Origin of the sequence: Streptomyces sp. AHU1 (genome assembly GCF_045343905.1) — a bacterium.
Lineage (GTDB): Bacteria > Actinomycetota > Actinomycetes > Streptomycetales > Streptomycetaceae > Streptomyces > Streptomyces triticiradicis.
Map to the genome: position 1 here is coordinate 9238617 of NZ_CP174283.1, position 26469 is coordinate 9265085.

Consider the following 26469-nt stretch of genomic DNA (forward strand, 5'->3'; position numbering starts at 1 on the left):
GGCACAGCGGAACCTGGACCTCACGAAAGGGAAAAACGTGCCGTTCGAGAAGGTCGCGCTCGTCACGGGCGCCAATAAGGGCATCGGATTCGCCATTGCGCGACAACTCGGCGAGCAGGGGATCATCGTTGTCGTCGGCGCCCGGGACGAGGTGCTCGGCAAGCAGGCCGCCGACGCGCTGGCGGACGACGGCGTCACGGCCGTGCCGCTCCGGCTCGACGTGAGGGACCCGGCCTCCGTGGAGGAGGCGGCCCGCGAGATCGAGCGGCGGCTGGGGCGCCTGGACATCCTGGTGAACAACGCCGGCATCGCGGGCGGCTTCACCGGGACGCCCAGTGAGGCGACCGCCGTCGACCTGCGGGAGGTCTTCGAGACCAATGTGTTCGGGGTGGTCACCGTGACCTGCGCGATGCTGCCGCTGCTGCGCCGTTCCCCGGCCGGCCGCATCGTCAACCTGTCCAGTCACGTGGGCTCGCTGACCCTGGCCTCGGCTGCGAGCGGCCCTGTGGCGGGCCTCAACATGATCGCCTACCAGGCCTCGAAGACCGCCCTGAACGCGGTGACGCTCGCCTACGCCAAGGAGCTGCGGGAGACCCCGATCAAGGTCAACGCGGCGCTCCCCGGGGTGGTGGCGACCGACATCAACCACAACCGCGGGTTCCGGTCACCCGCCGAGGGCGCAAAGATCGCCGTCCGGCTCGCCACGCTGGACGAGGCGGGTCCGTCGGGCCAGTGCCTGTCCGACGACGGCCCCGTTCCGTGGTAGCGCGCAACGTCACCACCTCGCGAGGGACCCCGGCCGTTCGCGGCCATCACACCTGACAGCCGGGCCGGGCGAGGCCCGGCGGGCACACGACATGGAGGCAGACAGTGGCGGTTGCTAAGACGATCCTGGTGACGGGCGGCACCGGCCGGCAGGGCGGGGCGGTCGCCCGCGACCTGCTGCGGCGCGGTTTCTCCGTACGCGCCCTGGTCCGCGACCCGCGAAAGGCCCAGGCGCGGGCGCTGGAGGAGGCGGGCGCGGTCCTCGTCCGCGGTGACATGGATGACGAGGCGTCGCTGGCGGCGGCGACGCAGGGCGCGTACGGGGTCTTCAGCGTGCAGACCTTCCGGGGCGCCGGCGGCGTCGAGGCCGAGATCCGCCAGGGCAAGGCGGTGGCCGACGCCGCGGTGCGGGCCGGGGTGAGGCACTTCGTCTACAGCTCGGTCGGCGGTGCGGACCGGGACACCCGCGTCCCGCACTTCGAGAGCAAGCTGGTGGGGGAGCAGTACCTGGCGACGCTCGACCTGCCGGCCACGGTGCTGCGGCCGGCGATGTTCCACGACATCCTCCTCGACATCGCCCCGCGCGCGCGGCAGGGCGAGCTCGTCCTGGCCATGTGGCTCCGCCCCGAGACCTCGGTGCAGATCATGGCGACGAGCGACATCGGCGCCTTCGCCGCGGACGCCTTCGAGAACCCGCAGGAATGGATCGGCCGGACGGTCGACATCGCCAGCGACGAGCTGACCGGGCCGCAGATGGCCGCGGCGTTCGAGACCGTCTCCGGCATCCCGACCCGCTTCCAGCAGCTGCCCATCGAGCCGCTGCGCGCGGGCCGCCCGGACCTGGCCAACATGTTCGACTGGTTCGAGCGTGACGGTTTCCGGGCCGACCTGAGCGAACTGCGCAAGAACAGGCCGGACCTGGTCTCCCTGGAGGCGTGGCTGAAGGACAACTGGACCGCCCCGGCGGTCGCGGCCCGCGGCTGACGCCCGGGCCGGCCGTGGTGGACGCCGGGGCTCAGGCGAAGATCGGGTTCCGGTTCCGGGTGCGCTTGAGCTCGAAGAACCCGTCGGTCTCGGCCACCGCGAGCACGCCGTCCCAGAGCTTCACCGCGGCCTCCCCCCGCGGTGTGGGCGTCACCACGGGTCCGAAGAAGGCCACGTCCCCCACGGCGATGACGGGGGTGCCCACATCGGTGCCGACGCGGGCGATGGCGTCGTGGTGCGAAGCACGCACCGCGCCGTCGAACGCGTCGGACCCGGCCGCGTCGGCCAGGGCGCGATCGAGGCCCGAGGCGGCCAGGGCCGCCTCGTAGGTGGCCCGCTCCTTGGGCGCCTTCTCGAGGTGGAACCGGGTGCCGAGTTCGGTGTAGAGCCGGCGCAGCGCCCCGGGTCCGTACGTGTGCTCGGCGGCGGCGCAGACCCGTACCGGCTCCATGCGCAGGGCCAGGTCACGGTGCCAGCGCTCGTCCAGGTCCGCGCGTCCCTCGTTGAGCAGCGTCAGGCTCATGATGTGCCAGCGGATCTCCAGGGGCCGCCGCTTCGCGACCTCGAGGACCCACCGGGATGTCATCCACGCCCAGGGGCAGGTCGGGTCGAACCAGAAATCCACCGGGGTCGGGGTGTCGCGGGCCAACGTCGGCCTCCTCAAGGCGATGGCGAGTTCGCGGTCGGCACAGCCTGACAAGCGGGGTCGGATTCCCGGTCGAGTGCTAGTAGAGGTGGGCTCCGTTCAAACGCGAGAATTCCCCGGTTGAATATTCTTGTCAATGCCGTGAGAAACTTGGTCGGTTGCGGCGGAGAGAAGCGTCGACTTATCGTCCGGAATCCGAGAAAAGACACTCTGAGGGGAAAGCGATGCCCGCATCGGCCGAGGTCCGCGACCAGTCGGATTCCTACGCGCTGCTCGAATTGATTCAGGGTGCCGTCATCACCCAGGCGATCTCCGTCGCGGCCCGGCTCGGCATCGCCGACGTGCTCGCCGACGCGCCGCTGTCCGCCGCGGACATCGCACTGCGGGTCGAAGCCGACCCGCAGGCGACCCACCGGATCCTGCGCGCGCTGTCCGGCCACAAAGTCTTCGCAATCCGTCCGGACGGGCGGTACGAGAACACGGCGCTGTCCGACAAGCTCCGCGAGGACGCCCAGGACTCGATGCGGAAGTTCGCCCAGCTGATGAGCCACCCCCTGCTGCACGAGGAGTGGGGCCACCTGCTCACCACCGTGCAGACCGGCGAGGCCAACCTGCCCAAGCTGCGCGGCATGAGCACGCTGGATTTCTTCCACGCGAACCCCTCCTACGCCGCCGCGTTCTTCCAGGCGTTCGGCAAGGTCTCGGAGTCGGAGACCGACCCGGTCCTGGCCGCCTACGACTTCTCCCGGTTCCACACCGTCGTGGACGTCATCGGCGGCCGCGGCTACCTCCTGGCGGGAATCCTCCAGCAGGCGCCGAACGCCAGGGGCGTGCTGTACGACTTCGAGATCGCGACCGTGGACTCGGCCTCGCTCTTCGAGGAGGCCGGCGTCGCGGACCGCTGCACCGTCGAGCACGGCGGCTACCTCGGCAAGCTGCCCAAGGGCGGTGATGCGTACCTGTTCAAGCGCATCATCCACAACTTCTCCGAGGAAGATGCCCTGACCGCCCTGCGCAACGCGCACGAGGCGATCGGCCCCGACGGCAAGCTGCTGTGCATCGAGTACGTGCTCCCCGAGAACAACGAGCGCCACATCGGCCACACCATCGACCTGTGGCTGATGCTGATGATCGGTTCCCAGGACCGCACCCTCGCGCAGTACACCGAGCTGTTCGCCAGGGCGGGCTTCCAGATCAGCAGGGTGATCCCCACCGCGTCACCGATCTCGATCATCGAGGCGATCCCGGTCTGACGGCCCTGTCCGGCGTCCTGTCACCTTCCAGCGCACCGCTATCACACAGGAGAACTCCCGATGGCTCAACGGATGGGCAACCCCTCCCTGGTCGTTCCCGGCGCCCTGCAGCCCCTGCTCGACCTGTCCGAGGTCCTCGGCAAGGCCGGCGTGGAGCAGTCGACCCTCGACCTCATCCGGCTGCGCGTCGCCGGGCTCAACGGCCGGGTCTACACCTTCCCGGCCGAGCCCGCGGACAAGCGCCTGTTGCTGGTGGACACGTGGCGGACCGAGCCCTCCTTCACCGACGCCGAGCGCGCCGCCCTGGAGCTGGCCGAGGCCGTCACCGTGCAGACCGACGCCCGAAGCGCGCCGTCGGACGAGGTCTGGGCGAACGCCTCCAAGCACTACACCGACGTGCAGCTCGGCGCCCTGGTCATGCACATCAGTCTGGTCAACTTCTGGAACAGGGTGAACGTCGCCACCCACCAGGACGACGCGGTCTGGCGCTGAGGAAGAGGAGACACCACCGTGTTGAAGCTCATCAACGCCGGCCTCGGCCGGACCGGCACGACATCACTCCAGGTGGCCCTGGAGCGGCTCGGTCTGGGGCCCTGCTTCCACATGTTCGAGATCGTCGACGACGAAGAGCGCCTCGCCCGGTGGGAGCGGATCATCTGCGACGGCGAGCGCCCCGACTGGGCCGCGCTCTACGACGGCTACACCTCCGCGGTGGACGGCCCCTCCACCGTCTACTACCGGCAGATCAGCGAGGCGCTCCCCGAGGCCAAGGTGGTCCTCACCGTGCGCGACGCCGAGGGCTGGTACAAGAGCACCCACGACACGCTGTACCAGTTCGCGCTGCGGACCATGGAGCACCCGCCCGAGCCGGGCTCCCGCCAGGCCCGGCTGTTCCGCGTCGTCAACGCCCTGGTCTGGGAGGGCCTCTTCGACGGCCGGTTCTCGGACAAGGACCACGCCATCGAGGTCTACCACCGGCACACCGAGGACGTCGTCCGCGCCCTCGGCGCGGACAACGTCCTCGTGTACGACGTGAAGCAGGGGTGGGAGCCGCTGTGCGCGTTCCTCGGGGTGGAGGTTCCCGACGAGCAGTTCCCGCGCGCCAACAGCTCCGAGGAGATGCGCCGGCGGATAGCCCAGGCCGCCGGCGCCGGCCCGGTCCCTGCCCCCTGAGCGGAGAGTCCCGGCACCACGACCAGAGCGGCGGCCGGCGTCCTCGGACGCCGGCCGCCGCTCCGGGGTTGCGGGATTCCGGGCGCGCCCGGTGGGCCCGCGCCGATCACCGGCGCGGGCTCACGGCATGGCGTGCGTGTGGCTGCCGCCCGCGTGCAGATGGACGGCCGGCGACACCACGAGGGGCCGCACCATGTGCTGCTCGTGCTCCAGCATGTGGCAGTGGTGGACGCCCCTGCCCACGACGGGGAACCGGACCGCCACGGTGACCAGTTCGCCCACCGTGGCGTTCGGCGCGAGCCGGCCCGCCGTACCCACCCGGATGACGTCCTTCTCCCCGAGCTCGTGCGCTTCCAGCACCCCCGCGGCCTTGAACGCGATGGGCCTGGCCGAGCCGCGGGTGGCCCGGTCGAACCCGGTGATGTCGTAGTTCTCGCGGGACAGCACCTGGAAGTGCGACAGATGGATGTGCATGGGGTGCGGGGACGTGGCGAGGTTGAGGTACTTCCAGATCTCCACGCTGCCGAGCGCGGCGGTGAACGTCCTGCCGTCGTCGTACGCCATCGCCGTCCTGCGCAGCGTCGTGACGGTGCCCTCGGCGTCCTGGACCTGGACGGTCCCGGGGGACGGGAACGTGATCCCCGCAGGATCGACCTCCTCCATCTCCCACAGCTCGGGAACGTTCGTCGAGCCGGGACCGACCACGACCACCCACCGGGGGGCGGCGTCGTGGGGCAGGTCGTGGTGGGTGAGCCGCTTGAACGTGGGCGAGAGGACCTCCGGCAGCACAAACCCCTTGGACGGTCCCCGGTCCGCGACGCGGAACTCCATCACGTCGGGCTCCAGCAGGTCGTTGGACTTGTCCGGGGCACCGGGCGCGAGGCCCTCCAGCGTGTTGACCAGCTTCAGGGCCCGCCCCCGGAACGCGCTGAAGTCGATCAGTACATCGGCGCGCTCGCCGGGGGAGAGGACGAGCGCCCCCTCGACGGCCAGCGGCTTGTCGATCAGGCCCTGGTCGGTCCCGATCACCTTCAGCGCCCCCGGGACGGGCTTGCCGTCCGCCAGCAGCATCAGCCGGTACAGCCGGGAGTTCGCGGCGTTGACGATCCGGAACCGGTACCAGCGCGGCGCGACCTCCAGGTACGGCCAGACCACCCCGTTGACCAGGGTGTAGGGGGCCGCGTGGGTCCGCATGAGCCGCTGCGGGCCGACCATCTCCACCTTGTGGACCAGCCGGCCGACGAGGGCACCGGACCCGTCCACGTCGAAGTTGCGGTCGCTGAGGAACAGCGGCACGTCACGGGCGCCGTCGGGCAGGTCGAGCGCCTCCTCCTCCTCGTTGCGGGAGAGGAACAGGCCCGCGAGCCCGGCGTAGACACTGAAGCGGCTCACGTGGTGGGTGTGGTCGTGGTACCAGAGCGTGGTCGCGGCCTGGTCGTTCGGATAGGCCGACAACTGCACGTCGCCCGGACCTGTGAGGTTCTCCATCCAGCCGTCGTTGCCGCCGCCGGTCAGCATGCCGTGCAGGTGCACCGCGGCCCACGGCGCCAGGTCCGACACGCCGGGGACCACCTGGGTCCCCGCCGTGCCGGGGTAGTTGGAGAGCGGGTCGGGTGAGCGGCCCGTGGCCGAGCCGAAGTCGACGGCCGTGACGGGGATGTCGCCCGTCAGCCGGTTCTCCCAGACGATCCGCAGCGGACGGCCGCTGACCGTCTTGATCGTCGGGCCCGGGTAGACGCCCTCGTACGTCCACATCGTCACCGGCGGCATCTCCGAATGCACGGTGACGTCGGCGGTGCGCATACGGACGGTCAGCTCGTCATGGTCGCCGCGGTCGCGGGGGCGCAGCACCGGCGGGACCCGCAGCGGATCCCTGAACTTCGTCAGCTTCAGCTCGGGCGCCGTCGGCTCGGGCCCGCCGGCCGTCACGGCGGCCGCGCCGTCCGACCTGAAGAAGGGGGTGGCGGTCACCAGGGCGCCCAGCCCGGTCAGGGCGCCGTAACGCAGCAGCGTGCGGCGGTTCGGCCCGGACGGCTCGAATGGTTCGGAGGCTGTGGGATCCATTCGCCCGAAGGTAGGGGCGGCCGCTCTCGCCGGACTCGAACCCGGCTCCAGGACGTGTCTTGGGGGCGGGGCCCGGCGCCGGCGGCCGGCCCTGCCCCGGGCAGGGCCGTCCGGGGGCGTCTCAGACCGCCACAGGCTCGGTGTCCCGGTTGATGAGCGTCGCGTAGTGGCCGCCGCGCAGGAGCAGCTCGTCGTGGGTGCCGCGCTCCAGGACCCGGCCCCGGTCCAGCACGATGATCTCGTCGGCGTTGCGGACGGTCGACAGCCGGTGGGCGACCGTGATGGTGGTACGGCCCACGCTGGCCGCGTCGATGGCCTTCTGCACGGCCTGCTCGGTGTGGGTGTCCAGGGCGCTGGTGGCCTCGTCGAGCACCAGGATCGGCGGGTCGCGCAGGATGGTGCGGGCGATCGCCAGGCGCTGCTTCTCGCCGCCGGAGAACCGGTAGCCGCGCTCGCCGACCACCGTGTCGTAGCCGTCGGGCAGCAACATCAGATAGTCGTGGATGTGGGCGATCCGTGCCGCCGCGAACAGCTCCTCGTCGGTCGCGTCGGGCTTGGCGAACCGCAGGTTGTCCGCGACCGTGGCGTGGAACAGGTAGGTCTCCTGGGCGACGACGCCGACCGCGGCCGTGAGCGTGTCGAAGGACAGGTCGCGTACGTCGACCCCGTCGATCGTCACGGAACCGGACGTGACGTCGTACAGCCGCGGGATGAGGTAGCTGAGCGTGGTCTTTCCCGAGCCGGTCTCTCCGACGATCGCCAGGCTGCGGCCCGCGGGGACGGTCACGTCGACGCCGGCCAGCGTCGGCCGCTGCGTTCCCGCGTAGGAGAAGCCGACCCCCCGCATGCGCACCTCCCCCCGCAGGGCGGCCGGCTCGATGGGCCGCTCGGGCTCGGCGATGTCGACGGGCAGATCGAGGTACTCGAAGATGCGGCCGAACAGCTCCAGAGAGCCCTGGATCTCGATCCCGACGGTCAGCAGCCGCTGCGCCGGGCGGAACAGGCTCTGCTGGAGGGAGGTGAACGCGACCAGGGAGCCGATGGAGATGGCCATGTGGCCGTTGCTCGAGGTCAGCCCCGCGACCCAGTAGATCATCGCCGGCATGGAGGCGATGACGATCCAGATCGTGGACTGGTACCACAGGCCCGCGGTGGTGACGCGCACCTCGACGTCGGTGAGCTTGCGCGACTGCCGGGCGAAGTCGTCGGTCAGGGAGTGCGAACGGCCCATGGTGTGGCTGAGCAGGATCCCGCTGATCGACAGCGACTCCTGCATGGTCGAGGACAGCTCGGCGAGCTGCCGCTGCCGGTCACGGGTGATGTCCCGCCGCTGGTTCCCCACGCGACGGCTCACCAGGGCGAACACCGGAAGCATGAGCATGGACGCGAGCGTCAGCCGCCAGTCGAGCAGGAACATGGCGGTGGTCGCGGCGATGACGACCGTCACGTCGGACAGCAGCGCCGTGGCGGTGGTCGTGATGGTGACCTGCATCCCGCCGATGTCGTTGGAGATGCGCGACTGCACCTCGCCGGTCCGGGTGCGCGCGAAGAAGGCCAGCGACATCCGCTGCAGGTGGGAGTACACCGCCGTGCGCAGGTCGTGCATGACGAGCTGGCCCACCGTGGCCGACACGTGCGTCTGCCAGACGTTGAACGAGCTGGTGGTGACCGACACCATGATCATGCCGAGGGAGAGCAGGGACAGCAGCCCCAGCCTGTCCTGCGGCAGCGCCGTGTCCATGATCTCGCGGATCAGGAACGGGTTGACGAGGGCGACCAGGGAGGAGCCCGCGACCAGCAACACGACGGACAGCAGCTTCCTCCGATACGGGCGGAACAGCTTGAGGATGCGTCGCAACTGGCCGTCTTTCGTCAGTGCCTGGGGACGCGTGGTGCCCGAGCCGGCGCTGCTCACCCTGGCCTCCTTTGCTTGTTGGTCGGTTCCAGTCGGCAAAACGCGGGGCGGCCGCGGAGTCGAAGCCGCCGGGGCCCCGCGCACAACGAGAGCCGTGGACACGGGCAGGTGCCGCGGCGTGGTCACCAGATCGGGGTCGTGCCTATCCCAGCTGTCGGACCAGTGCCGTCCATTGGGCGAGCTCCGCGTCCGACAGCGGTGGCAGGCACGGCTGGTCGGCGGGCAGGGCGGCGGGTTCCTTCCATGTGCAGGGGGGAGACATGCCGCTCCACGCAAACCCCGTCCACATCAGGCCTTCGCTCAATGTCTTCCATAGAAATCGCAGAGCGGAACTGGGCCTTGCGCCCATGTCGGTCTCCGTTCGTAGGGGAACCGCCCGAGGTCATCGTGTGCGACGGTGCTCGACAGGACGTCAAGACCGTGTCGAGTTCCGCCGGAGGACGGGCGCCTCAGCGCGCGGCCAGCAGTCCGCGGCTGCGCAGCACCCGGCGCTCCAGCGGGCTGAAGAACAGCAGGTCGATGGCGACGCCGACGGCGAAGATCAGGATGATGCCGAGCAGCACACCCGGCATGTCGGAGAACTCCCGCTGGTTCTGCAGGTAGCGGCCGAGGCCGATCCCCAGATCGGGGGAGGAGGCGATGAGCTCGGCGGCCATCAGGGAGCGCCAGGAGAACGCCCAGCCCTGCTTGAGACCGGCCAGGTACCCGGGCAGGGCGGCGGGCAGCAGCACGTGCCGGGCGCCGCGCAGACCGCTGGCACCGAGCGTGCGGCCGGCCCGCAGGAACAGCGGCGGCACCTGGTCGACCCCGGCGATCAGGCCGTTGGCGATCGAGGGCGTCGCACCCAGCAGGATCACGGCGTACATGGCCGAGTTGTTGATGCCGAGCCAGATGACGGCGGCCGGTACCCAGGCGACCGAAGGCAGCGACTGCAGGCCCGTCAGCACCGGCCCGATGGCGGCCCGTACCGGCTTGACCCGGGCGACGACCAGGCCGATCGGCGTACCGATCGCGACGGCCGCCACGAAGCCCGTGACGCCGCGCCACAGGCTGGTCCAGATGATGGAGAACAGGGTGCCGTCGCTCCACAGGAGCGTGAGCGCGTGCCACACCTCGGCCGGACTCGACAGTTTCTCGGGGCTGGCCAGGTGCAGGCTGCAGGCGAGCTGCCACAGACCGACGACCAGCACGACGCCCAGGACCGGCGGCAGCGCTTTCGCCCGCAGTACCTGGCGATACGAGGCGCGCTGCGCGTGGCCGGCCTCCAGTGCGTCCAGGCCGGCCCGCAGCGTGTCCAGGCCGGCGCCCGCGCCGTCGTGGCGCTCACCGCGGCCGCTTGCCGCGGGCCGGGTGTCAGTGCTGGACATGGCGGCGTATCTCCCCACGCAGGTGCTCGGTGATTTCGGTGGACAGCGCCGCGACCTCGGCGGATTCGCCCCGCAGCGCATGCGGCAGGTCCACGCGCCACTCCCGGGCGATCCGGCCGGGCCGGGACGACAGCAGGACGACGCGCTGGGCCAGGCGCACGGCCTCTCTGACGTTGTGGGTGACGAACAGGACGGTGAGCTTGCGCTCGTTCCAGATCCGGGTGATCTCCTCGTGCAGGACGTCCCGGGTGATGGCGTCGAGTGCGGCGAACGGCTCGTCCATCAGCAGTACGGTGCTGCCCTGGGCGAGCGCGCGCGCCAGGGCCACGCGCTGGCGCATGCCGCCGGAGAGCTCGTGCACCCGCTTGCGGTACGCGCCGCCCAGGCGGACCAGCTCCAGCAGCCGCTCGGCCTCGGGCCTGCGCCTCTCGCGCTCCACGCCCGCCAGGCGCAGCGCCAGCTCGATGTTGCGACCCGCGCTCAGCCACGGGAACAGCGCGTGGTCCTGGAACATCAGCGACGGCCGGGTGCCGGGTACGTCGATGGTTCCGGCGCTGGGCTCGTCGAGCCCCGCCACCAGGTTCAACAGGGTGGATTTGCCGCAGCCGGAAGCGCCGAGCAGGGTGACGAACTCGCCCGGGGCCACGTCCAGGTCGATGTCGTCGAGCACGACGGAGCCCGCACCGGGGCGGCCGAAGGCCTTGGAGACGTGCGAGAGCCGGACCGCTGGGCAGTCGTTTGTGGTCTCGACGACGGGGACGTACTTCGGGACGGCCAGTGCCGTGGTCATGGCGGAAACCTCCTGCGGGCGTGGACGGGGGCACTGCGCGGAGCTACGGGGTGCGGGTCGTCACTCGACGCCGAGCCCGGCGTCCGCCACGGCGGGCCGGCCCGCCGCCGTGAGTACCTTGTTGAGCAGGGTCAGGTCGACGATCCCGGAGAGTTCGGGCTTGTCGAGCAGGCCCGCGGCGACCGCGTGGTCGGCCCCGGCCTGCAGGGTGCCGGCCAGCGGGTCGTCGATGAAGTCGATGCTCGCCCACGCGGGGTCGAGGATGGCGGGCGGCAGCGCATTGCCCGTGTCGGCCTTGATCCGCAGGTTGGCGTCGGCCTTCGCCTTCTGCGGGTCGGCCTTGATGAAGGCGTTGGCCGCCAGCGAGCCGCGCAGCACGGCCTCGACCACGTCGGGGTGCGCGGTCAGGAACTTCTGCGAGACGATGATGTCGGTGGTCACGAACTTGCCGTTCGGCCACAGCGACTTCTCGTCCAGCAGGACCTTCGCGCCGAGCGTGACCAGCCTGGAGGCGGTCGGCTCGGGCACCCAGGCGCCGTCGATGGAGCCTGACTTGTACGCCTCCGGCACCACCTTGTTCTCCGTACGGAGCACACTGACGTCGCCCGCCCCGGAGGCCGCGTCCACCTTGTAGCCCCTGCCCGCCAGATAGTTGAGCAGGGCGACGTCCTGGGTACCGCCCAGCTGCGGGGTGGCGAGCCGCTTGCCCCGCAGGCCGTCCAGCGAGCTGATCCTCGCCGGGTTGACCACCAGCTTGACACCGCCGGAGGCCGCGCCACCGATGACCCGCAGGGACGTGCCGTGCGACTTGACGTAGCCGTTGATCGCCGAGTTCGGGCCGATCCAGCCGATGTCGATCGAACCGGCGTTGAGCGCCTCGATCTCGGCCGGACCGGCGTTGAAGAACTGGGACTTGATCCGGGTCGACCCCAACTCCTTCTGGAACAGGCCGTCCTGCAGGCCCACCAGGGCGGTTGCGTGCGTGAGGTTCGGGAAGTAACCGATCTTCACGGTGCCGGCGGAGAGCTTCGCACCCGAGGCGCCCTCGGTCTGCTTCGCCGGGGCCGGCTCGGCACTGGCGCCGTAGCCGCAGCCCGACAGCAGTCCGGCAGCCGCGGTCACCGCCACGGCCGCCGTGGCCATGCGCCCGATCGTCCGATACTGCATCAGACCCAGTCCTCCTCGTTGGCTGCTTCGGCTGCGCGCCGCACGGTCTCGAAGGGCTCATCCGCCATGCCGGCCGCGAGGGTGGTGCCGTCGGCCGGGTCGATCAGCAGGAACGAGCCCGTCCGGCGGTTGTCGGCGTAGGGGTCGAGGGCGAGCGGCTCGGCCGTGCGCAGCACGACGTGGCCGATGTCGTTGACCCGCAGACCCTCGCCGCCGGGGCGCCGTTCGAGCGTGCTGATGTCGATCCGGTAGGAGATGTCCTCGACCACGGCGCGCACGGTGCGGGTGGTGTGCTTGAGCAGGACCCTGGCGCCGACGTGCAGGGGGCGCTCGTTGAGGTGACAGACGCCGGCCTCGATGTCCGTGGCGGGCGCCTTGGCCGTGCCCCCGGCCGCGATCAGGTCGCCGCGCGAGACGTCGACGTCGTCGGTGAGCCGGACGGTGACGGACTGGGGCGCCCAGGCGACGTCCGTCTGCGTGCCGAGCGCGTCGATGGCCGCGACGGCAGTGGTGCGGCCCGAGGGCAGGACGGTGACGGCGTCCCCGACCCGCAGCACGCCGGAGGCGATCTGGCCGGCGTAGCCCCGGTAGTCGGGGTGCTCGGCACTCTGCGGGCGGATCACGTACTGGACCGGTAAGCGGGCGGGCTCCTGTCTCGGGTCGCTGCCGACCGGGACGCTCTCCAGGTGCTCCAGCAGGGTCCGGCCGCCGTACCAGTCCATGGCGGCGGAGTGCTCGACGACGTTGTCGCCGGCCAGCGCGGAGAGCGGGATCGCCACGACGTTCTTGACCCCGAGCGTGGCGGCGTACGAGGTGAACTCCTCGGCGATCCTCGCGAAGACGCACTCCTCGTAGCCGACGAGGTCCATCTTGTTGACGGCCAGGACCACGTGGGGCACCCGCAGCAGGGCGGCGACCGCGGTGTGCCGGCGGGTCTGCTCGACCAGGCCGTTGCGGGCGTCGACGAGGACGACGGCGAGGTCGGCGGTGGAGGCGCCGGTGACCATGTTGCGGGTGTACTGCACGTGGCCGGGGGTGTCGGCGAGGATGAACCGGCGGCGCGCGGTGGCGAAGTAGCGGTAGGCGACGTCGATGGTGATGCCCTGCTCCCGCTCGGCCCGCAGGCCGTCGGTGAGCAGCGCGAGGTCGGGGGTGTCCTGGCCGCGGTTGCGGGAGGCGTGCTCGACGGCCTCCAGCTGGTCGGTCAGGACCGACTTGGAGTCGTGCAGCAGGCGTCCGACCAGGGTGGACTTGCCGTCGTCGACGGAACCCGCGGTGGCGAAGCGCAGCAGCGTGGTGGCGCTGAGCTGCTCGGTGGTGGTGGTCATCGCTAGAAGTACCCCTCGCGCTTGCGGTCTTCCATCGCGGCCTCGGACAGCTTGTCGTCGGCCCGGGTCGCGCCCCGCTCGGTGAGGCGGGAGAGGGCGATCTCGGCGATCACCGCGTCGAGCGTGGCGGCGTCGGAGTCGACGGCGCCGGTGCAGGACATGTCGCCCACGGTGCGGTAGCGGACGAGCCGTTTCTCGACCCTCTCGCCGTCCCTGGGGCCGCCCCACGCGCCGGCGGTCAGCCACATGCCGTCCCGCAGGAAGACGTCCCGTTCGTGGGCGAAGTAGATCTCCGGCAGTTCGATCTTCTCGCGGGCGATGTACTGCCACACGTCCAGTTCGGTCCAGTTGGACAGCGGGAAGACGCGCACGTGCTCGCCCGGCGCGTGGCGGCCGTTGTAGAGCTGCCACAGCTCGGGGCGCTGGCGGCGCGGGTCCCACTGGGAGAACTCGTCGCGCAGGGAGAAGACGCGCTCCTTGGCGCGGGCCTTCTCCTCGTCACGGCGTCCGCCGCCGAACACGGCGTCGAACCTGTGCTGCCGGATCGCCTCGGTCAGCGGGACGGTCTGCAGCGGGTTGCGGGTGCCGTCCGGGCGCTCCTTGAGGACACCGCGGTCGATGTAGTCCTGGACCGAGGCCACGTGCAGGCGCAGGTTGTGCCGCGCCACCGTGCGGTCCCGGTAGTCGATGGCCTCGCGGAAGTTGTGCCCGGTGTCGACGTGCAGCAGCACGAACGGCACCGGTGCGGGGGCGAACGCCTTGAGCGCCAGGTGCAGCATGACGATCGAGTCCTTGCCGCCGGAGAAGAGGATCACCGGCTTCTCGAACTCGCCCGCCACCTCGCGGAAGATGTGGACCGCCTCGGACTCCAGCGCGTCCAGGTGCGTCAGCGCGAAGGGGTTCCCCGACGCCTCGATCAGGCGATGGGTCATGGTCGTCATGCCAGGCCCCTCTCGGTCAGGAAGGTGTGTAGCTCGGCTGCGGAATCGGCCACCGAGCGGCCCTGCGTCTGGATGCGCAGCTCCGGGCTCTCCGGTGCCTCGTACGGGTCGTCGACGCCCGTGAGACCGCAGATCTCGCCGGCCGCCTGCCGGGCGTACAGGCCCTTCACGTCGCGCTGGGAACAGAGCGTGACCGGGGTGGCCACGTGGATCTCCAGGAACGGTGTGGCGCGGGCGGCGTGCCGGGCACGGACGGCGGCGCGGGAGTCGGCGTACGGGGCGATGACCGGAACCAGCGTCTTGACGCCGTGGGAGGCCAGCAGACCGGCCACGAAGCCGATCCGCTGCACGTTGGTGTGCCGGTCCGCGCGGCTGAAGCCCAGGCCCGCGGAGAGGAACGCGCGGATCTCGTCGCCGTCGAGCACCTCGACCTCGTGTCCCTGGGCGCGCAGGCGTTCGGCGAGGGCGCGGGCGAGAGTGGTCTTGCCCGCGCTGGGCAGCCCGGTCAGCCACACGGTGGCGCCGCGCGCAGCGGCCGGGGCCGCCTCCGCGGTGTCCCCGGCGGCCAGGGTGTGAGCCGTGGTCACGGTGATGTTCTCCCGGGAGGTAGATGGCGTGCTTTCGGGGATGGGCCGTACGTCCCCCGCGCTGCAGGGCGTCGGCGCGGGCAGGGGCGGCAAGACCTTTCAGGCGGTGGCGAACTCGACCAGCGCCCGGCCGAGCACGTCCATGTCGATCCGGTGCCAGGATCCGGGCAGCTCGAGGCCCCGGCCGTTGGGCAGGGCCGCCGCGGTCGCCTGCGCCGCCGCACGCAGCCAGGCGCTGGTGCTGTCGCTGTTGAGGACCAGCGTCTCCGTCCAAAATCCGGCGAGTCGGCCGGCCGGGACGGTGAAGTCGCCGCAGATCTCGACGTCGTACAGCAGCGTGTGCGCGTTCGCCTCGTTCATCGCCCAGAGCGGGCTCCTGCGCCACTGCGCGACCTCGTCGGGGGTCAGGCCCAGGACGGGGCCGAGGAAGTACTCGGCCGCCTCGTCGCGCCGGTCGCCTTCCTCCAGGATGACCCGGAGCGTCTGCGCGCAGTTCGACGGGGGCTTGGGGAACCCCTCGACCCGGAAGAACGGCTCGTGCAGAGCCAGCCTGGTGATCGGCGCGCCCGCGAACGCCGCCCGCAGCGCCACGTTCGCGCCCGTGGACCCGGCGAACACGGCCGCCGAGCCGCCCGCCTCCTCGATCACCGCCTGGAGATCCTCGATCTCCCGCTCGACGGCGTACTCGGGAGCGTCACCGCTCTGGCCGCGCCCGCGGCGGTCGTAGGCATACACGGTGCAGTGCCGCGCCAGCTCGGGAACGAGCTCGTCGAAGATCGTGTGATCGCGGAACGCACCGTTGAGCAGCACGAGCGGGGGGCCCTCGCCCGACGTGTCGTAGGCGATCGTCGTGCCGTCCCGGGAAACGACCTTGCGCATCACGCACTCCTCGTGCCGACCGGAGGTGCTCTCACCTCGCCCTGTGTCTGCAGCTTCGAATGCGCCGGTGCATCACCGGTCGAGAACCGGTAGCGGCCCGCTCGCACCGCCTGCTGCCCCCGGCAACGCCCAGTGTCCGACCTGCGGTTGTTCCCGGGAGAACGCGAACAGCCGTTCCTCACACCTCGAGGTGTCGACCAACGAGGCGCGGAGGAACGGCTGGTGCGTATGGGGTCGCAGGCCTGCTCCCGGCCTCAGCCCCGCAGGGCGGCGATGGCCTTCTCGATGCGCCGCCGGCGCGTCTCGGGCATCTTCGCGCTCTCGACGGCACGCACGTGCTCGCGCTTGCGGCTGTACGTGAGGCGGTCGTACGCGGCGCGGGCGACCGGGTCGTCGTCCAGGGCCCGGGCGAAATCCTCCGGCTCGACGACCACGCGCGGCTCGGTGTCGAGCTCCAACTCGACCTCGACCTCCTCGCCGATCTCGACACCCGCGGCCTGCCGGTTGGCGTGGCTGAGGCCGATCAGGTGGCGGCCGCGCAGGAAGGCGACCCGGCTCTTCCAGGAATGCCCGTTGAGCGTGATCGTCACCGGTGGCCGCGAGCCCTCGCCGAGAGCTTCCACCACCTCGGGCGGAACCAGCAGGCCCCGCATGGGCTCGGGCGGCTCGACGTGGGACAGAAACTTCATGATCTACCTCTGATCTTGAGAGAGTGCCCCGGCCTTCAGGCCGGGGGTGAATCGCATCTTCGGACTGCTCTAACCGCGGCTGTGGGCACGGGTCCGCACCATCCACCCACGCCCACGGATACCCGCGCTCAGTCTGGGCGCTTCTGCTGTGCGATGTAGTCCTTGACCACCTGGAGCGGCGGGCCGCCGCACGAGCTGGCGAAGTACGAGGGTGACCAGAACCGGCCGTACATGATCGCCCGGTTCACCCGGACGGTGAACTCCGCACACAGACGGCGCGAGGAGACGCCCTTGAGGCTGCTCACCAGGCCGGCCGGGCCAACCTTTGGCGGGTAGTGCACGAGCAGGTGGACGTGGTCCGTCTCGCCGTTGAACTCCCTTCAGCTTGGCGCCGAAGTCCTCGCACACCTTGCGCATCACCTCTTCGCAGCGCGTCAGCATCTCGTCGTTCATGACGCCGCGCCGGTACTTGGTGACGAACACCAGGTGTGTATGCACGTTGTAGACGACTGTTCGACCCGCGCGGATATCGGGGTTTGGTTCCCATCGTGGCGACATGGGCCAACGCTAAGGTGGTCGCTGTGCAGCTTCGGTACAGCTTCCGCTTGTACCCGAGCGCCGGTCAACGCATGGCGTTGGCGGGGGCGTTCGGGTGTGCGCGGGTCGTCTTCAACGACGCGCTGCGCGTCCGCGAGGAGGCCCGAGCCGCGGGGGCGCCGTTCGTCACCTCGGCGGAACTGTCCAGAAACCTGACGGGCGCGAAGAAGACATGGGAACGGGCCTGGCTCGGCGAGGTCTCGGCGGTGATCCTCCAGCAGTCCCTGCGCGATCTGGACACCGCTTACCGGAACTTCTTCGACGGGCTCAAGGGCAAGCGCCCGAAGACGGGCGCACCGCGCTTCAAGTCGAAGCGAGACAACCGGCAGTCGATCCGCTTCACTGCCAACGCCTCGTGGCGGATCACGCCGGGCGGGAAACTGAGACTGCCGAAGGTCGGCGATGTTCCCGTGCGCTGGTCCCGGACGCTGCCGTCCACCCTGTCCACCGTGACCGTGGTTAAGGACGCGGCGGGCAGGTACTTCGCGAGCTTCGTCGTCAAGACGGACGCCTGCGCGGGACTGCCCGAGACGACACCAGAGATCGGCATCGACCTCGGCCTCGGGCACTTCGCCGTCCTCTCCGACGGCCGGAAGGTCGACAGCCCCCGCTTTCTGCGCCGGGCGGAGAAGCGTCTGAAGAAGATGCAGCGGGACCTGTCTCGCAAACAGAAGGGCTCCAACAACCGGGGCAAGGCCCGGCTGAAGGTCGCCCGCGCTCACGCGCAGGTCACCGACGCACGCCGCGAGTTCCACCACCGGCTCTCCACCCGGCTGATCCGCGAGAACCAAGCGATCGCCGTCGAGGACCTGTGTGTCAAAGGACTCGCCCGCACCCGCCTGGCCAAGTCCGTCCACGACGCCGGATGGTCCGCGTTCGTGGCCATGCTGGAGTACAAGGCCACCCGGTACGGGCGACGGTTCCACCGGATCGGCCGGTTCGAGCCGACTTCCCAGGTGTGCTCCGCATGCGGCGTCAAGGACGGACCCAAATCGCTGAACGTCCGGGAGTGGACGTGCTCGGCGTGCGGGACCGTCCTGGACCGGGACGTCAACGCGGCGCTCAACGTCGCCAAGGCCGCCGGACTGGCGGCATCAGCCTGTGGAGCGCAGGTAAGACCGGCATCCGTGCCGGCACAGCGCAGCGAAACAGGAACCCGCCAGGAGCTGCCCACCGCGTCGCCGCAGTGGGAGCAGATTGGAATCCCGGGCCTTTAGGCCCGGGAGGATGTCACTCGGCGTAGGGCTGGTCGGTTCCCTGGGCGCTGAAGCCCAGACTCCAGACGTAGCCGTCCGGGTCGGCGAAGGTGCCGCCGTACCCGCCCCACGGCAGAGCGCCGGCGGGCTTGAGGACCGTGGCGCCGGCCTTCGCGGCCTCCGCCATGACCTCGTCGACCCGCGCCTCGCTGCGGACGACGTAGGTCAGGACCAGTCCGCTGAAGCCGCTGCCCTCATGGTCCGTGCCCACCTGGTCGGCCAGTCCTTCGCGGCTGTAGAAGCCGACGGGCGAGGCGCCGTCCGATTCGAAGAACACCGAGATGCCGTAGTCGTTCTGGACCTTCCAGCCGAGCCCCTCGGTGTAGAACTGCTTGGCCCGGTCCATGTCCCGGACGCCGAGAAGGATCGAGCTGACGTGTGCCTTCATGCCGTAACTCCTTGGAGCTGTAGAGGTGTACGTGTCGGACATCCGGGCCGGGGCCCGGCTGTCACGGGAACGCAGGTCAGGACGGTGTGGGGGCGGCAGCCTCCCAGACGAACCCGTCCGGGTCGGTGTGCTCCCCGGACGCCCGCAGGTGCAGGTACGTGTCCACGCCGAAGGCGCTGTAGAAGCGCCGGGCGGCCTCGAGGTCGGCCACCTCAAGGGTGACGGCCGCGATGGACGTGGTGACCGGGGCGGAAGCGGTGGTTGCCATGACCATCACCGTAGGGGCCGTGCGGCCGCCGGGGCTTCTCGATTCCTGACCGGTCTTGAGACCTGCTTCGCCACGCACGCCGGCATCCCCTCCACCTCGATCGCCGACCCGGCATCGCGGGGGGCACCCGCAGCACCGGCACGGTCGGCCGCCGCTTGTGCCGCCTTGCGCCGGAAGGCCCCGGGCGGCATGCCGACCAGCTCGGTGAAGCGGGTGGTGAACGTGCCCAGCGACGCGCAGCCGACCGCGAAGCAGACCTCGGTGACGCTGACGTCGCCCCGCCGCAGCAGCGCCGTCGCCCGCTCGATGCGACGCGTCATCAGGTACGCGTACGGCGACTCACCATAGGCGGCCCGGAACTGCCGGCTCAGGTGCCCGGCGGACACACCCACATCACGGGCGAGCGCCTCCACGTCCAGCGGCTGCGCGTATTCCCTGTCGATCCGGTCGCGGACGCGGCGCAGCCGCGCGAGATCGGCCAGGCGCTGCGCCTGGATGCGTGCACGCCGCCATTCAGGCTTGCACATCAGCGAAGCTCCTGGATGCGGACCAGGTTGCCCGCCGGGTCGCGGAAGGCGCAGTCGCGGATGCCGTACGGCTGCTCGGTCGGCTCCTGGACGACCTCGGTGTCACCGGCCTGCACCTTCTCGAACGTGGCGTCGACGTCCGGGGTGGCCAGCAGGATCCATCCGTAGGTGCCCTTGGCCATCATCTCCGTGATCACGCGGCGCTCGCCCTCGGTGACGCCGGGATCGGCGCCGGGCGGTGTCAGCAGGATCGAGGGGCCCGGCCGGCCGGCCGGGCCCACCGTGATCCAGCGCGTCCTGCCCTGGCCGACATCGCTGCGGACCTCGAAACCGAGGACGTCGCGATAGAAGGCGAGCGAAGCGTCCGGGTCGTCATACGGCAGAGAAGCCGTGTGAAGGGTGATGTCCATGGCGAGCAGGCTAGAGGCGGCTGCGTGAACCGGGCTTCTCGATTCCTGACCGATCCCGACACACCCGGCAAAGTCTCTCGGGGCGGGCCCGCCTCCGGAGTTCGCGGGCCTCGGCAGCCTCGTCGCGGGCGGTCCCGAGCACCCGTCCGCGCTCCTGGCGAAGGCCTTCCGCACCGCCGGCGGCCGCGATCCGGGAAGCCACCGTGATCCCGCCCTCCCGTCCCCGCGCACCGGCCGGCAGGACGGCCTCGCGGCCGCCCTGCCGGCCTCGGGGAAGTGCCTGTCGCGGCACTAGCTCCAGGCGGCGCCCGCGGGCTCCTGGACGGTGGCGTTCAGCCGGTTGAAGAAGTTCGTCGTCGCGATCATGAGGATGATCGCGGCGAGCTGCTCCTCCGTGAAGTGGTCGGCGGCCTCGTCCCAGACCGCGTCCGGCACGGCCTGCCCGCTGCGGTCGGCCAGCCGGGTGGCGGCCTCGGTCAGTGCCAGGGCGGCGCGCTCGGCGTCCGAGAAGAACGGCGTCTCGCGCCAGGCGGCGACGGCGTGCAGGCGCTCGTCGGTCTCCCCGGCCTTCTTGGCACCCGTGACGCCGGCGTGGACACAGGAACTGCAGCCGTTGATCTGGCTCGCGCGCAGGTGCACCAGGTCCAGCGTGTGCTGGTCGACCCCACCCTGGTGAATGGCCTTGTAGAGGTTCTGAATGCCCTTCATGGCGTCCGGCAGAACCTTGGCGGCGTTCGTCATACGAGCCTTCATCGGGTACTCCCTCAGCAGTGTTCTTCGTTCTTCCGTCCGTCACAACACTGACGGATCCCGCCCCGCGAGGGGGACCGGCGAACGAGGCGAACCTTTCGAGCGGCGGCGCGCCCCCCCTCCGGTGACCAGCGGCGATTAGGGAGCCTCAAGCGCGTCTGTGCCACGGCTCGAGCGAGCCTCATGCGTGCCTGTGCCACCGCTCCAGGGAACCTGAAGCACTCCTGTACGACCGCACAGCTGACGGGTGCCCGGTCCACCGGTGCGATTTCACCCCGGCGTCGCGGCACCCGGTCGTACGCGCTGCTCGACGAGATCCGCAGCAGCGGCGAGGGCCCCTTCCCAAGCTGAGCTCCCACAGGGCGCCCCCTGCTCGACCACATAGGGCCGAAGTCAGGAATTCGGCCGGAAACGCACCGCCATCGGGCGAGGAAATCCGAGTTCAAGCCAACTCCAGGGACGCTCCACCAGGACTCCACCCCCCTGGTGAAGAACCTTCGTGTACCCAGTTCCGTACGAGCCCCCGCTCCACGGCTCCTGACCCTCGGTGAGCGTCACATGACGATCCAGATCCCGGCATCATCCCCCACAGAAACGGTTCCACCGCCCGTTCCCTCCCCAACCGTTGTGAGCCGATACGCTGCCTTCGTCGCCGGCCGGCGCTCCAAGTGGGTCGTGCTTGTGCTGTGGTTCCTGCTCATGGGTATTGGTGGCTCGCTGGCCGCCGGCCTGGCAGACGTACAGGACAACGACCCTGAGGCCTGGCTGCCGTCGAGCGCCCAGTCGACCAAGGCGGTGCAGCTCGCGGAGCAGTACTTCGCCGACAAGGACTCCAGCACCGCAGTCATCGTCTACGCCCGCGAGGGAGGCCTCACCCCGGCCGACCTGTCCCGGATCGACGCCGATCGTGCCCGGCTCGCCGACAAGGTGGCCATCGGCAAGGTCTCCGCTGCCGTGGTCTCCAAGGACAACGTCGCGGCCTTCGTGAGCGTCCCGCTGCGCACCTCGCCCAGCGACAACAAGGTCCTCACCGACAAGGTGACCGAAGCCGGCAAGCTCACCTCCGACGGCGCCCCCGCCGGCCTCGACATCAAGATCACCGGCGAGGCCGGGAGCATCGCCGACTTCGCCGACGTCTACTCCGGCATGGACGGCGCGCTGCTGGGCGTCGCGCTCGGCGTGGTGGCGCTGCTGCTGCTCGTGACCTACCGCAGCCCGGTGCTGTGGCTGATCCCGCTGATCACCGTGGGGCTGGCCAGCCAGGTGGCGAGCGGCGTGGTCTACCTCCTCGCCAAGCACGCGGGACTGGTGGTCAACGGCCAGAGCGCCTACGTACTCATGGTGATCTCGGTGGGCGTGGGCACCGACTACGCCCTGCTGCTCATCTCCCGCTACCGAGAAGAGCTGCACCGGCACGAAGACCGCCACACGGCGATGTCGCTGGCCGTGCACGGCTCGCTGCCGGCCCTGGCCGCCTCCGCCGCGACGGTGACGATCGCGTCGCTGTGCCTGGTGTTCGGCAGCATGAACAGCACCCGGGGTCTGGGACCGGTCGTCGCCATCGGCGTGGTCCTGGTGTTCTTCGCCATGACCTCGCTGCTGCCGGCGCTGCTGGTGATCCTGGGCCGCTGGGTGTTCTGGCCCGTGAAGCCGCGCGTCACCGCCGGATACGACCCGAACTCGGCGCAGGGGCACGGCACGTGGGCGAAGATCGCCGGGGCCGTGGGACGGCGCCCGCGCGCGGTGTGGATCGGCACGGCGTTGGTGCTGGGCGTCATGGCGCTGGGCATCGCCGGTGTGCACACCGGCCAGACGCAGGCGGAGCAGTTCACCGGCAAGGTCGACTCGGTCACCGGCCAGCAGGTCCTGGCCGAGCACTTCCCCGCCGGCTCGTCCGCTCCCGCGGACGTGTACGTCCGCGACGCCGGGGCCCAAGCCGCGACGGCCGTCGTCGCCAAGGTGCCCGGTGTGTCCTCCGTCAGCACCCAGGCGGCCAAGGGCGGCTGGACGCACCTGACAGCAGTGCTCCGCGACGCTCCGGACTCCGCTGCCGCCAAGGACACCGTCCAGGACATCAGGACGGCGCTGGACGGATCGACCGGGCCGGCAGCCGACGCGGTCGTCGGGGGCCAGAGCGCGGTGGCGCTCGACGTCTCCGAGGCGCAGGGTGACGAGGAGGCGCTGCTGATCCCGCTGATCCTCGCGGTGGTGCTGGTGATGCTCCTCATCCTGCTGCGGGCGACCATCGCATCCGCGGTGCTGCTCGGGTCCGTGGTGCTGTCGTTCGCGGCGGCCGTCGGCACGGCCTCGCTGCTGTTCCACGCACTCGACCACGCGAAGATCGACCGCGGGCTGGTGCTGTTCGGCTTCATCTTCCTCGTCGCGCTGGGCGTCGACTACACCATCTTCCTGATGACACGCGCGAAGGAAGAGGTGCGGCTGCGCGGGCACCGCGAGGGAATCCTCACCGCGGTGACGGTGACCGGCGGTGTCATCACCTCGGCGGGCGTGGTGCTGGCCGCCACGTTCTGCGTCCTTGCGGCCATCCCCACGGTGAGCGCACTGCAGCAGGGGCTGCTCGTGGCGGTCGGCATCCTCCTCGACACGTTCCTGGTACGCAGTCTGCTGGTTCCGGCGCTGGCCCTGGACCTGGGGCCGCGCTTCTGGCGGCCGGGCCTGACACCGCAGGAGACGGCGCCGCAGGAGTCCGCCAAGAGCCGGGCCGAAGAGCCGTCCACCGCCTGAGCCTGCGGTGTGACGTCGCGGGTCACTCGACGAGCTGATCCGCGGTTCTTCCCGAAACGACGCGGGCGGCCGTTCCTCACGCTTCGAGATGTCGGACAACGAAGCGCCGAGGGACGGCCGCCTGCGTCTGCGTGCCCCTTCCCCCGACGGCCTGCTCGTCCGCGTGGAGGCGGGTGGCGGCGGGTGGCGGCACCTTCGCCACCCGCCGAAAGCTGCACGGCATACGACGACGCGGACCGCGCCGACCCGACCATCCCCTACAACCCGGTGGTCGGCCCGCCCGGCCCCAACGCCTCGGGCAGGACGACCACGACCCGCACGCTCACCACGCTGCCGCCGCCCGACGCCGGCCGGATCCCGCTCGGCGGCGCCGACGCCGTCAGATCCCCCCAGCGGGTCCGCCCGCTGACCGGCACGGCCGGCCGTACGCGGCCGTGGACCCTGACCCGACCGGACGCGAGAACCTCGTCATGCTCGGCAGACCGACCGGCATGCCGCGTGCCGACGTCCGCACCCGGGCGGCGCAGCTGCCGGAGCATTTCCAGCTCGCCGAGATCGCCGACCGGCCCAGCCGCATCTGCTCCGGCGGGCGGCGCAGGCGCTTCGACCTCGCCGCCGCCCTGGTGCACCGCCCGCGGATCCTCTTCTTCGACGAGCCCACCACCGGTCTCGCCCCGCGCGGCCGCCGCGACCTGTGGACCGTCCTGGAGCAACCGGTCGCCGACGGCACCACGGTCCTGCCGACCACCCAGTACCCGGAAGAGGCCTACCACGCGGGCGAGAACCTGACATTGAAGAACAACGACATCGGCAGGCACACCTGGGAGGCGTTCATCGCCGAGCGCTCGGCGGCCTGAGCGCCTGCCCGTATCCCGAACGCCGCTGCCGGGGCTCCCAAGAGCCCCGGCAGCGGCGTTCATCCGCAGGCGCAGACGGGCTCAGTGCGGCTCCAGCTCCTTGACGAGCGCCCGCTCCTTCGGTGTGAGCGGCACCTTCCGGCTCAGCCGCTCCGGGTGCCCGGGCACGGGGTCCTCCAGCCGCAGGAACCGCTCCGGGTGTTCGGGATCCACCCCTGTGTAGTAGCTGCCGTATGCCTTCAAGGCGCTGTACACCTCACGCAGGCAACGCCGGGCAAACGAACGCATCATCAGGTCTCCTTCGTGGATACCCCCGGCCTTTAGGCCGGGGTGGGGGCACCTCCCGCTTGCGGGGGGAGAAACGAGGCTCCTGCGGAGCAGGGCAGAAAAAGCCGGTTCGTTCCTGGGCGGACCGGCGTTGTCAGTGGCGGCCGCTAGGTTGCTCGCGTGTATCTGCGGTATTCCTTCCGGCTCGAGCCGACGCCGGGTCAGCGCATCGCGCTGGCCCGCACGTTCGGCTGCGCCCGGGTGGTCCACAACGATGCGCTGGCCGCGAGGAAGGCCGCGTACCTGGCGGACAGGTCGAAGATCGCGACAGGTGTTCTGGCGAAGCGGGTGATCACCGACGCGAAGAAGACGCCCGAGCGGGCCTGGCTCGCCGAGGTGTCGGTGGACGCCCTGCAGTCCTCTCTTCGTGATCTCGATACGGCGTACGCGAACTTCTTCGCGTCGGTGTCGGGGAAACGGCCAGGGCGCCGTATGGGGCTTCCGGTGTTCAAGTCGAAGAAGGACAGCCGGCAGGCCATCCGTTTCTCCAGGAACGGGTTCCGGCTGCGGGACAACGGACGGTTGAACCTCGCGAAGATCGGGGACGTCCTGGTCCGCTGGTCGCGTTCGCTGCCCTCGGCTCCGTCGTCGGTGACCGTGGTCAAGGATTCGTCGGGCCGGTACTTCGCGAGTTTCGTCGTTCAGGTCGAGCCCGAGCCGCTCGCGCCCGTCACGTCCGAGGTCGGCATCGACCTGGGCCTGACCCTCCCCCAGACTCCGTCCGGGGGGACCCCCATCGCCGTGCTGTCCGACGGGCAGGTGATCGACAACCCACGCTTCCTGCGGCGTGCCGAGCGTCGACTGAGGAAGGCACAGCAGGCGTTGAGCCGGAAGGTGAAGGGGTCGAAGAACCGGGCCAAGGCCCGGCTGAAGGTCGTCCGTGCGCACGCCCGGGTGGCCGATGCGCGCAGGAACTGGTGCCACCAGAGTGCTTCGAGGCTGGTCCGCGACAACCAAGCGGTCTACCTCGAGGACCTGGCGGTCTCCGGCCTGGCCCGTACCCGCCTGGCCAAGTCCGTGCACGATGCTGCGTGGGGCATGTTCCGCCGCGTGCTGGAGGAGAAGGCGGCCCGCTACGGCCGGCACGTCGGCATCGTCTCCCGCTGGCTGCCCTCCTCGCAGACGTGCTCGGTCTGCTGGGTCGTGGACGGGAAGAAGCCGCTGCACGTGCGTATCTGGCGGTGCGAGGGCTGCGGTACCGAACATGATCGTGACCTCAACGCGTCGCGAGTGATCCTCGCCGCCGGGCAGGCGGAGAGGCTAAACGCCCCTGGAGGGCCGGTCAGTCCTGGGGTGGAAATCCCACACCGGGCACGGCTTGTTGAACGGGGAACCCACCCGAAGGCCCAGCCGGTCACCACCGGCAGCCAGGCGGGAATCCCCGCCCTTTAGGGCGGGGAGGATGCCAAGTCCGACCTCACTTCAGGGCCGTGGTGACGGGCCGTTCAGACCATCTTCTGGGGGTGCGGCCGAGAAACACTGGACAGCCGCCTCAAGCACGGTCGAGAACCGCTCCACCGCCGTTTGTGCCCGCCTCGGCCTGCAACCGCCTTGTGCCGCTGTCCCGTCCGGGCAGGCCCTTACCTGTCACCCATCGGCGGACGGCGCGGCCGGTGGCCAGGCGCGGACCGGCCGCGCGCAACCGCAGGCCGGACGGTCCGGACCACCCGGCGGGCCCTGCCGCGCCGCGCTTGCGGCGACGCCGGGCGAGCTCGCCGGACGGGCCGGAGCCGCCCGGGAAGCGTTCAACTGCCTTCCCGCGTCCGCAGTCGCACGCGGCACGTGCCGGTCAGATC

26 protein-coding genes and 1 pseudogene are annotated in these 26469 nt (G+C 70.6%); 9 read left to right on the plus strand and 18 right to left on the minus strand.

Features of this window, described 5'->3' with window-relative positions:
- The first annotated feature begins 37 nt into the window (after positions 1-37).
- On the plus strand, positions 38-766 hold the full coding sequence (locus ACICHK_RS40755) for an SDR family oxidoreductase (RefSeq protein WP_406841063.1): 729 nt from the start codon (positions 38-40) through the stop codon (positions 764-766).
- Between the two features lie 104 nt (positions 767-870).
- A complete protein-coding gene (locus tag ACICHK_RS40760) occupies positions 871-1749 on the plus strand; it encodes an NmrA/HSCARG family protein (RefSeq protein ID WP_406841064.1) in 879 nt (292 codons plus the stop codon).
- A gap of 31 nt (positions 1750-1780) precedes the next feature.
- Here ACICHK_RS40760 and ACICHK_RS40765 read toward each other — a convergent pair whose 3' ends face one another.
- The gene (locus ACICHK_RS40765; protein WP_406841065.1) at positions 1781-2398 is read right to left on the minus strand and encodes a DsbA family protein; all 618 of its coding nucleotides are present in this window, start codon (positions 2396-2398) and stop codon (positions 1781-1783) included.
- A 221-nt stretch (positions 2399-2619) separates the two neighbouring features.
- Here ACICHK_RS40765 and ACICHK_RS40770 point away from each other — a divergent pair, with 221 nt between their 5' ends.
- Genes ACICHK_RS40770 through ACICHK_RS40780 form a run of 3 tightly spaced genes read left to right on the plus strand, consistent with a single transcriptional unit; the run spans position 2620 to position 4821 of the window.
- Positions 2620-3648, plus strand: a complete 1029-nt coding sequence (locus ACICHK_RS40770) for a methyltransferase (RefSeq protein WP_406841066.1) — start codon at positions 2620-2622, stop codon at positions 3646-3648.
- A 60-nt stretch (positions 3649-3708) separates the two neighbouring features.
- A complete protein-coding gene (locus ACICHK_RS40775) occupies positions 3709-4140 on the plus strand; it encodes a carboxymuconolactone decarboxylase family protein (protein ID WP_406841067.1) in 432 nt (143 codons plus the stop codon).
- Positions 4141-4158: 18 nt separating this feature from the next.
- On the plus strand, positions 4159-4821 hold the full coding sequence (locus ACICHK_RS40780) for a sulfotransferase family protein (RefSeq protein ID WP_406841068.1): 663 nt from the start codon (positions 4159-4161) through the stop codon (positions 4819-4821).
- A 120-nt stretch (positions 4822-4941) separates the two neighbouring features.
- On the opposite strand, the gene ACICHK_RS40785 is transcribed toward ACICHK_RS40780, so the two are convergent.
- The 11 genes and pseudogenes from ACICHK_RS40785 to tnpA all read right to left on the minus strand — a co-directional run bounded on the left by ACICHK_RS40785 (position 4942) and on the right by tnpA (position 17106).
- Positions 4942-6885: a multicopper oxidase family protein gene (locus ACICHK_RS40785; protein WP_406841069.1), complete on the minus strand. Its 1944-nt coding sequence runs from the start codon at positions 6883-6885 to the stop codon at positions 4942-4944.
- 121 nt (positions 6886-7006) lie between these two features.
- Positions 7007-8800: an ABC transporter ATP-binding protein gene (locus tag ACICHK_RS40790; RefSeq protein WP_406841070.1), complete on the minus strand. Its 1794-nt coding sequence runs from the start codon at positions 8798-8800 to the stop codon at positions 7007-7009.
- A 449-nt stretch (positions 8801-9249) separates the two neighbouring features.
- The gene (locus ACICHK_RS40795; protein WP_406841071.1) at positions 9250-10167 is read right to left on the minus strand and encodes an ABC transporter permease; all 918 of its coding nucleotides are present in this window, start codon (positions 10165-10167) and stop codon (positions 9250-9252) included.
- Positions 10154-10957, minus strand: coding sequence for an ABC transporter ATP-binding protein (locus ACICHK_RS40800; RefSeq protein WP_406841072.1), 804 nt, complete (start codon positions 10955-10957; stop codon positions 10154-10156). The genes ACICHK_RS40795 and ACICHK_RS40800 overlap by 14 nt, the downstream gene beginning before the upstream one ends.
- A 60-nt stretch (positions 10958-11017) precedes the next feature.
- Positions 11018-12124 (minus strand): aliphatic sulfonate ABC transporter substrate-binding protein, encoded by a 1107-nt coding sequence (locus ACICHK_RS40805; RefSeq protein WP_406841073.1) that lies wholly within the window; start codon positions 12122-12124, stop codon positions 11018-11020.
- Complete coding sequence (locus ACICHK_RS40810) at positions 12124-13452, minus strand: sulfate adenylyltransferase subunit 1 (protein ID WP_406841074.1); 1329 nt, start codon at positions 13450-13452, stop codon at positions 12124-12126. The genes ACICHK_RS40805 and ACICHK_RS40810 overlap by 1 nt, the downstream gene beginning before the upstream one ends.
- A 2-nt stretch (positions 13453-13454) precedes the next feature.
- Positions 13455-14384 carry a sulfate adenylyltransferase subunit CysD gene (cysD, locus tag ACICHK_RS40815; protein ID WP_406841460.1) on the minus strand — a complete coding sequence of 310 codons (930 nt, stop codon included), beginning with the start codon at positions 14382-14384 and terminating at the stop codon, positions 13455-13457.
- 5 nt (positions 14385-14389) lie between these two features.
- Positions 14390-14962, minus strand: a complete 573-nt coding sequence (gene cysC / locus ACICHK_RS40820) for an adenylyl-sulfate kinase (protein WP_406841461.1) — start codon at positions 14960-14962, stop codon at positions 14390-14392.
- A 117-nt stretch (positions 14963-15079) separates the two neighbouring features.
- Positions 15080-15859, minus strand: a complete 780-nt coding sequence (locus ACICHK_RS40825; RefSeq protein WP_406841075.1) for an alpha/beta fold hydrolase — start codon at positions 15857-15859, stop codon at positions 15080-15082.
- A gap of 254 nt (positions 15860-16113) precedes the next feature.
- A complete protein-coding gene (locus tag ACICHK_RS40830) occupies positions 16114-16548 on the minus strand; it encodes a YdeI/OmpD-associated family protein (RefSeq protein ID WP_151470240.1) in 435 nt (144 codons plus the stop codon).
- Between the two features lie 128 nt (positions 16549-16676).
- Positions 16677-17106: pseudogene (gene tnpA / locus ACICHK_RS40835) on the minus strand (IS200/IS605 family transposase).
- Between the two features lie 23 nt (positions 17107-17129).
- Between tnpA and ACICHK_RS40840 the strand changes: the two are divergent.
- Complete coding sequence (locus ACICHK_RS40840; protein ID WP_406841076.1) at positions 17130-18362, plus strand: RNA-guided endonuclease InsQ/TnpB family protein; 1233 nt, start codon at positions 17130-17132, stop codon at positions 18360-18362.
- A 13-nt stretch (positions 18363-18375) separates the two neighbouring features.
- Here ACICHK_RS40840 and ACICHK_RS40845 read toward each other — a convergent pair whose 3' ends face one another.
- The 5 genes from ACICHK_RS40845 to ACICHK_RS40865 all read right to left on the minus strand — a co-directional run bounded on the left by ACICHK_RS40845 (position 18376) and on the right by ACICHK_RS40865 (position 20747).
- A complete protein-coding gene (locus ACICHK_RS40845; protein ID WP_406841077.1) occupies positions 18376-18789 on the minus strand; it encodes a VOC family protein in 414 nt (137 codons plus the stop codon).
- 76 nt (positions 18790-18865) lie between these two features.
- The gene (locus ACICHK_RS40850) at positions 18866-19057 is read right to left on the minus strand and encodes a hypothetical protein (protein WP_406841078.1); all 192 of its coding nucleotides are present in this window, start codon (positions 19055-19057) and stop codon (positions 18866-18868) included.
- Positions 19058-19062: 5 nt separating this feature from the next.
- Entirely contained in the window at positions 19063-19584 is a 522-nt protein-coding gene (locus ACICHK_RS40855; RefSeq protein WP_406841079.1) for a helix-turn-helix transcriptional regulator, read from the minus strand.
- Entirely contained in the window at positions 19584-19994 is a 411-nt protein-coding gene (locus ACICHK_RS40860; protein WP_406841080.1) for a VOC family protein, read from the minus strand. The genes ACICHK_RS40855 and ACICHK_RS40860 overlap by 1 nt, the downstream gene beginning before the upstream one ends.
- A 291-nt stretch (positions 19995-20285) precedes the next feature.
- The gene (locus tag ACICHK_RS40865; RefSeq protein ID WP_406841081.1) at positions 20286-20747 is read right to left on the minus strand and encodes a carboxymuconolactone decarboxylase family protein; all 462 of its coding nucleotides are present in this window, start codon (positions 20745-20747) and stop codon (positions 20286-20288) included.
- 624 nt (positions 20748-21371) lie between these two features.
- On the opposite strand from ACICHK_RS40865, the gene ACICHK_RS40870 reads away from it, so the two are divergent.
- Both ACICHK_RS40870 and ACICHK_RS40875 read left to right on the plus strand, forming a co-directional pair.
- The gene (locus tag ACICHK_RS40870; RefSeq protein ID WP_406841082.1) at positions 21372-23489 is read left to right on the plus strand and encodes an MMPL family transporter; all 2118 of its coding nucleotides are present in this window, start codon (positions 21372-21374) and stop codon (positions 23487-23489) included.
- Between the two features lie 434 nt (positions 23490-23923).
- Positions 23924-24346 carry an ATP-binding cassette domain-containing protein gene (locus ACICHK_RS40875; protein ID WP_406841083.1) on the plus strand — a complete coding sequence of 141 codons (423 nt, stop codon included), beginning with the start codon at positions 23924-23926 and terminating at the stop codon, positions 24344-24346.
- Between the two features lie 81 nt (positions 24347-24427).
- On the opposite strand, the gene ACICHK_RS40880 is transcribed toward ACICHK_RS40875, so the two are convergent.
- Positions 24428-24637, minus strand: coding sequence for a DUF6059 family protein (locus tag ACICHK_RS40880; protein WP_406841084.1), 210 nt, complete (start codon positions 24635-24637; stop codon positions 24428-24430).
- A 156-nt stretch (positions 24638-24793) separates the two neighbouring features.
- Here ACICHK_RS40880 and ACICHK_RS40885 point away from each other — a divergent pair, with 156 nt between their 5' ends.
- Positions 24794-26065, plus strand: coding sequence for an RNA-guided endonuclease InsQ/TnpB family protein (locus ACICHK_RS40885; RefSeq protein ID WP_406841085.1), 1272 nt, complete (start codon positions 24794-24796; stop codon positions 26063-26065).
- Positions 26066-26469 lie beyond the last annotated feature (404 nt).

Excerpts from the sequence above, each read along its gene's own strand:
- ACICHK_RS40770 (WP_406841066.1), top strand. The coding sequence starts at position 2,620 with ATGCCCGCATCGGCCGAGGTCCGCGACCAGTCGGATTCCTACGCGCTG.
- ACICHK_RS40775 (WP_406841067.1), top strand. The coding sequence starts at position 3,709 with ATGGCTCAACGGATGGGCAACCCCTCCCTGGTCGTTCCCGGCGCCCTG.
- ACICHK_RS40785 (WP_406841069.1), bottom strand. The coding sequence starts at position 6,885 with ATGGATCCCACAGCCTCCGAACCATTCGAGCCGTCCGGGCCGAACCGC.
- ACICHK_RS40795 (WP_406841071.1), bottom strand. The coding sequence starts at position 10,167 with ATGTCCAGCACTGACACCCGGCCCGCGGCAAGCGGCCGCGGTGAGCGC.
- ACICHK_RS40800 (WP_406841072.1), bottom strand. The coding sequence starts at position 10,957 with ATGACCACGGCACTGGCCGTCCCGAAGTACGTCCCCGTCGTCGAGACC.
- ACICHK_RS40805 (WP_406841073.1), bottom strand. The coding sequence starts at position 12,124 with ATGCAGTATCGGACGATCGGGCGCATGGCCACGGCGGCCGTGGCGGTG.
- ACICHK_RS40810 (WP_406841074.1), bottom strand. The coding sequence starts at position 13,452 with ATGACCACCACCACCGAGCAGCTCAGCGCCACCACGCTGCTGCGCTTC.
- cysD (WP_406841460.1), bottom strand. The coding sequence starts at position 14,384 with ATGACCCATCGCCTGATCGAGGCGTCGGGGAACCCCTTCGCGCTGACG.
- ACICHK_RS40825 (WP_406841075.1), bottom strand. The coding sequence starts at position 15,859 with ATGCGCAAGGTCGTTTCCCGGGACGGCACGACGATCGCCTACGACACG.
- ACICHK_RS40830 (WP_151470240.1), bottom strand. The coding sequence starts at position 16,548 with ATGAAGTTTCTGTCCCACGTCGAGCCGCCCGAGCCCATGCGGGGCCTG.
- ACICHK_RS40845 (WP_406841077.1), bottom strand. The coding sequence starts at position 18,789 with ATGAAGGCACACGTCAGCTCGATCCTTCTCGGCGTCCGGGACATGGAC.
- ACICHK_RS40850 (WP_406841078.1), bottom strand. The coding sequence starts at position 19,057 with ATGGCAACCACCGCTTCCGCCCCGGTCACCACGTCCATCGCGGCCGTC.
- ACICHK_RS40855 (WP_406841079.1), bottom strand. The coding sequence starts at position 19,584 with ATGTGCAAGCCTGAATGGCGGCGTGCACGCATCCAGGCGCAGCGCCTG.
- ACICHK_RS40860 (WP_406841080.1), bottom strand. The coding sequence starts at position 19,994 with ATGGACATCACCCTTCACACGGCTTCTCTGCCGTATGACGACCCGGAC.
- ACICHK_RS40865 (WP_406841081.1), bottom strand. The coding sequence starts at position 20,747 with ATGAAGGCTCGTATGACGAACGCCGCCAAGGTTCTGCCGGACGCCATG.
- ACICHK_RS40880 (WP_406841084.1), bottom strand. The coding sequence starts at position 24,637 with ATGATGCGTTCGTTTGCCCGGCGTTGCCTGCGTGAGGTGTACAGCGCC.